This is a genomic window from Clavibacter lycopersici (assembly GCF_003576405.1).
Lineage (GTDB): Bacteria > Actinomycetota > Actinomycetes > Actinomycetales > Microbacteriaceae > Clavibacter > Clavibacter lycopersici.
In genome coordinates this window covers 1-4,622 of the sequence record NZ_QWGT01000220.1, presented here as the reverse complement: position 1 = coordinate 4,622, position 4,622 = coordinate 1, and the positions used below count along the sequence as shown (strand labels likewise).

6 protein-coding genes, 1 tRNA gene and 1 pseudogene are annotated in these 4,622 nt (G+C 74.2%); 2 read left to right on the top strand and 6 right to left on the bottom strand.

The window, feature by feature from the left end; translation table 11 throughout:
- Together DZG00_RS12520 and DZG00_RS12515 are read right to left on the bottom strand one after the other, a co-directional pair.
- A pseudogene (locus DZG00_RS12520) lies at positions 1-358 on the bottom strand (SGNH/GDSL hydrolase family protein); the annotation flags it as partial.
- A gap of 41 nt (positions 359-399) precedes the next feature.
- Positions 400-723 (bottom strand): hypothetical protein, encoded by a 324-nt coding sequence (locus DZG00_RS12515; protein WP_233549117.1) that lies wholly within the window; start codon positions 721-723, stop codon positions 400-402.
- Positions 724-964: 241 nt separating this feature from the next.
- Here DZG00_RS12515 and DZG00_RS12510 point away from each other — a divergent pair, with 241 nt between their 5' ends.
- Together DZG00_RS12510 and DZG00_RS12505 are read left to right on the top strand one after the other, a co-directional pair.
- Positions 965-2,080 carry a baeRF2 domain-containing protein gene (locus tag DZG00_RS12510; protein WP_119382547.1) on the top strand — a complete coding sequence of 372 codons (1,116 nt, stop codon included), beginning with the start codon at positions 965-967 and terminating at the stop codon, positions 2,078-2,080.
- A 58-nt stretch (positions 2,081-2,138) separates the two neighbouring features.
- Entirely contained in the window at positions 2,139-2,477 is a 339-nt protein-coding gene (locus DZG00_RS12505; protein WP_119382548.1) for a DUF8129 domain-containing protein, read from the top strand.
- 61 nt (positions 2,478-2,538) lie between these two features.
- Here DZG00_RS12505 and DZG00_RS12500 read toward each other — a convergent pair.
- The 4 genes from DZG00_RS12500 to DZG00_RS12485 all read right to left on the bottom strand — a co-directional run.
- A tRNA-Ala gene (locus tag DZG00_RS12500) sits at positions 2,539-2,611 on the bottom strand.
- Between the two features lie 101 nt (positions 2,612-2,712).
- Complete coding sequence (locus tag DZG00_RS12495) at positions 2,713-3,108, bottom strand: TFIIB-type zinc ribbon-containing protein (RefSeq protein WP_119382549.1); 396 nt, start codon at positions 3,106-3,108, stop codon at positions 2,713-2,715.
- 31 nt (positions 3,109-3,139) lie between these two features.
- A complete protein-coding gene (rsfS, locus tag DZG00_RS12490) occupies positions 3,140-3,517 on the bottom strand; it encodes a ribosome silencing factor (protein ID WP_012299154.1) in 378 nt (125 codons plus the stop codon).
- Between the two features lie 39 nt (positions 3,518-3,556).
- Positions 3,557-4,622 (bottom strand): hypothetical protein (locus tag DZG00_RS12485; RefSeq protein ID WP_119455678.1); only part of this gene is annotated, 1,066 nt, incomplete at its 5' end.

Here is a 4,622-nt window from a genome sequence, read left to right as displayed (position 1 = left end):
CGCGCTCCACCGGGGCGGCGAGGTCCGCGGTCGTGGCGCCGTCGCAGGCCGCGTCGACCAGCTCCGCGCCGACCGCCGCTGCGGCGACCCGCACGGAGGAGGCGACAGTTCGTCCGCAGACACCGGGGTCGCCGGGCAGCGGCTCGGCGGGCCCCGTCCCCGTCGAGTAGGAGTCGCCGAGGGAGACGACCCGGAGCGGGGCGGCGGGACCGGTCGGCAGGACGACTTCCGGCGAGGTGCAGCCGGTCGCCACCAGGAGGAGGCCCGTCACCGCGGCGGCGAGGGCGGCTCCGCGGACACGGGAGCGGGTCGCCGACGCGAGGCGCCGACTCGTGCGGGAGGCGGGGTGGCGAGGCATCCCCTCGACCCTACGCGCGCGCAGGATCCGGGTCGGCCGGGTCAGTCCTGGACGCTGCGCTGACGCGCGTACACGACCACCGCGACGATCAGGCCGACGAGGAGGCCGGCGGCCAGCGGGAAGAGGAAGCCGCCGGGGCCGATCTGCGTGACGACGCTGCCGTGGTCGATGCGGGTGTCGACGACGCCCGGGACGTCGAGCCCGGGGTAGCCCTCGGTCCCCTGCGCGAACGAGGTGATCAGCAGCGTCACGATGACGGCCGCGCCCACCACGAACGCCGACAGGAAGCCCAGCACCGCGGAACCGACCACCGACGTGCGGTGCGGGTCGGCGGTGCGGGTCCGGTGCAGGGTGGCGTGCGACATTGTGGAGCTCCAGGGGTCGATGACCTGTGCAACGGTACCCGGGTCCCCCAAGTGGAGGACAGTCCCCCGATCGGGGAGCCCCGCGGTCTTCGTCCGTCTGTCAAGGCCCTTGGCGCCGGGGCCGGACGGGCGTCGGGTGGTGCTACGTCCACGACGAGGAGGAGGCACCCCCATGACCGATCTCACCACCGAGCCGCGCAGATGAGCCGAGCTCATCCGCCGACCCGGACCGTGGATCCAGGTGCACGTCGACGACTCCGTCGACACCGCGGATCCGCCGCAGGTCCTCGCCGCCCGGCGGACGGGCGTCGCCGACCGCCTCAGACGCGACGGCGCGTCCGAGGCGGACCTGGCGCTCGTCGCATCGGCGCTCGACCGTGACCCGTCGCCCGGCGGACCTCGAACGCGCGTCCTCCTCGTGGAGGGCGGCGAGCTGGTCGTCGACGAGTCGATCCCGGGCATCCCCACCGAGCCCGAGGCCGTGGGGATCGTCCCGGTGCCGGACCTCGTCCCCCTGCTGGAGCGCGAGCCCGAGCGCATCGTCTACGTCGTCGTCGAGACCAGCCGGGACGGCGGCGAGGTGAGGATCCATCGGGCCGACGCCGACGCGCTCGTCGACGAGCGGGACGTGCAGGGCCGGACCGACACCCTCCATGCGGTGAAGACCGGGGGTTGGCGTCAGGCCCGGCTGCAGCACCACACGGAGGAGATCTGGCGGCAGACGCAGGGCGAGCTGGCGGAGGTGGTGGACCGGGTGGTGCGCCGCCACCGTCCGCGCCTCCTCGTGGTCGCCGGCGACATCCGGGCGCGGCAGCTGCTCGAGGGCGAGCTCGGCCCCGAGGCCAGGGCCGTCCTCGCCGTCGAGCCGACGAACACGCGGGCCGACGGATCCGACGCCCAGGTGCTGGAGGACCGCGTCCACGCGGAGCTGCAGCGCATCCTGGCCGCGGGAGAGCGCGACGTCCTCGACCGCGTCGCGCAGCACGACGGCCGGGGCGACGGCTGGGCGGAGACGCGCGTCGGGGCGGTCGTCCGCGCGCTGGCGAGCGCCCAGGTCGACACCCTCGTGCTCGACGCCGACGCGCTCCGGGACCAGCGGCTGCTCGCGCTGTCGTCGGAACCCTGGATCGCGACAGCTCCGGAGGACGCTCTGGGCGCCGAGGTGCTCGGTCGCGTGCCGGCCCACGTCGCGCTCACCCGCGCGGCGCTCCTGACCGACGCCAGGATCGTCTTCACCGACTCCGTCACCGCGCCCGACGGCGAGGACGCGATCGGGCTGCCCGGCGGGGCCTCCGTCGCGGCGATCCTGCGCTGGCCCGCGGGACCGCCCGTCCCCGGCACAGCCGCATCCGCGTGACCGCGCGAGCTCCTGCCCCGCGCCACCCCACCCCGACCACCACCACCGAGGAGAGACCATGACCGACGCACCGGATCACGACGCGCTGCCCCTGCCCGACTTCGACCACGTCCCCCTGGCGACGCTCCCGCAGCGCCTGCTGCCCCTCGACGAGCGGGAGGTGCTGCTGCTCGTCGCGTACGAGGGCGCGCACGGCGATCGCCTGCCCGTGATGCAGGTGCTGGAGCGACGCCTGGAGTCCCTCCGCTCCGGGGCGGAGCCCACAGGACGCATCCCGGACGGGATGCCGGAGGTGAGCGAGGGCGGGCACGTGGAGCAGGTGACGCCCGCGACCAGCGGACCGCCCGTGAACCCGCCGTCGCACGGAGATCCCACCAACCCGTCGCAGCCGCGCTGAGCTGACGACAGCCGGAGACGGGAAGAGCCCCGCACCTCGATGAGGTGCGGGGCTCTCGCGGTGGATCTGAGGGGATTCGAACCCCTGACCCCCTGCATGCCATGCAGGTGCGCTACCAACTGCGCCACAGACCCGTGATCCGCTTCCCTGCGGAAGCGACTCGTCTACATTACTACACATTCCGACCGCCCCATGACCAGGGCATCCGTCGTCGGCGGCCGGAACGCAGCGTCGCTCAGTCGAACAGCTCGCTGAGCCAGCTCTCCTTCTTGCGGCGCCTTCCGCCGTGCCCGTCACCCTGCCCGTAGCCGCCGGACGTCGGGTAGCCGGACGTGCCGCGGTCGTCGCGCGATCCGTACGAGCGGTCGTCTCGCGACCCGTACGACCGCTCGCGGTCGCCATCCCGGCGGCGGTCGTCACGATCCACCTGCGGGTAGCCGCCGAGGGGTGCAGCGGGAGGAGCGACCGGCGCCGGGGACGGGGCGGGACGCGTCTCCTGCTCCGCGCGGTCGAGGATCTTGTCGAGCTCGCCGCGGTCGAGCCACACGCCGCGGCAGTCGGGGCAGTAGTCGATCTCGACGCCGCTGCGCTCGCTCATCACGAGGGTCGCGGAGTCGTTGGGGCACTTCATGCGAGCTCCTCGCGGGCGGGGTGTCGGCGGATCAGGATGCGGATGCCGTCGGCTCGATCTCGAGGGCGACGACGGGGCAGTCCTTCCAGAGGCGCTCCAGCGAGTAGTACATGCGGTCCTCCTCGGTGAAGACGTGGGCGACGACGTCGCCGAAGTCGAGGAGGATCCAGCGACCCTCGCTCTTCCCCTCGCGGCGCAGCGGCTTGGCGCCGGCCTCGATCATCTTGTCCTCGATCTCGTCGGCGACCGCCTGCGCGTTCCGCTCGTTGCGGGCCGAGGCGATGAGGAAGACGTCGGTGAGGGGCAGGGGCCCGGAGACGTCGAGCGCGACCAGGTCGATGGCCTGCTTGGAGTCGGCAGCGGATGCGGCGACCTTGAGCAGGTCGAGGGCGCGGGGAGAAGCGGTCACAGAGTCCTTCCGGGACGGGTGGGATGGTGCATCAGACGATCAGAATACATTCGTCATGAACGCGACGATGACGAGGCCCGCGCCGATGACGGCGACTCCCCCGGCCGTGACGGCCGCCACCACGGGCGCGGTGAAGCGCTTGCGGGGCGGCGGCTGCACGACGGCGCGCGTCGAGGTGTGCGTGCTGACGGCACGGCTGGCGCGCACGGGCTCCGAGTCGGTGCCGCCCGGTGCGTGGTCGTGGTCGTCGCCCTGCTCGAGGATCCGGTCCATGTCGGCCGTGTCGAAGCGGTCCGGGTGCGTGCCCATGGAGCCGAGGCTGCGGGGCAGGTCGATGGAGCCGGTGATGATGATCTCGCCCGTGCTGTTGAGCGCCTGCTGCATGTCGCTCGCGTGCGGCACGGTCGGGAGGATGAAGTGGTTGCCGGTGTGCGGCTGGTCGTCGTCCACCTGGTCCTGCACCGACCAGTGACCGGTCGGCGGGGTGAAGGGCGTGCGGGCGTCGGGGATCTCGGGTGCGGCGGGCGCTGCCGGGGACGGGACCGCGGAGGCGGCCGGGCGGTCCGTCGTCTCGGCGCGGTCGCGGGTGTCGACGCCGTCGAGGTCCTCCGCGGCGGACGCGCGCGTCCCGAACGCCGGCTCGAGCGACGGCGAGGTGGAGCCCGTCACCCACGGGGTCGGCTCGAGGGAGGGCGCGGGACGCGGATCCTCGTCGCGGGTCGGCACGTGCGCCGCGAGGGGCGGCACGGTCGGCTGCTCGCCCGACGCGTCCACGTCGCGGCCGTCTGCGTCGCCCGAGGGGACGATGGGCGCGAAGGGCCAGGCCGAGGGCGTCTCCGGGGAGGCGAGCTCGCGCTCCGCGGTGGACGCCTCCGCCGGGGTCGCGGCGGGGGCGTCGTCCTGTCCGGGATCCGCCTCGGCGGGTGCCCCGGTCGTCGCCTCGGTGGACGAGTCGGTCGCCTCCGTGACGGACGCCCGGCGGTACGCGCTGCCGTACGGCGCACGCGGGCGCGGCGTCGCGCGCGATCCTCGGCCGTACCGCACGTACGGCGGGACGGCGGTCTCGGCTGATGCGGGCGGCGCGTCGTCGACGGCCGCGGCCGAG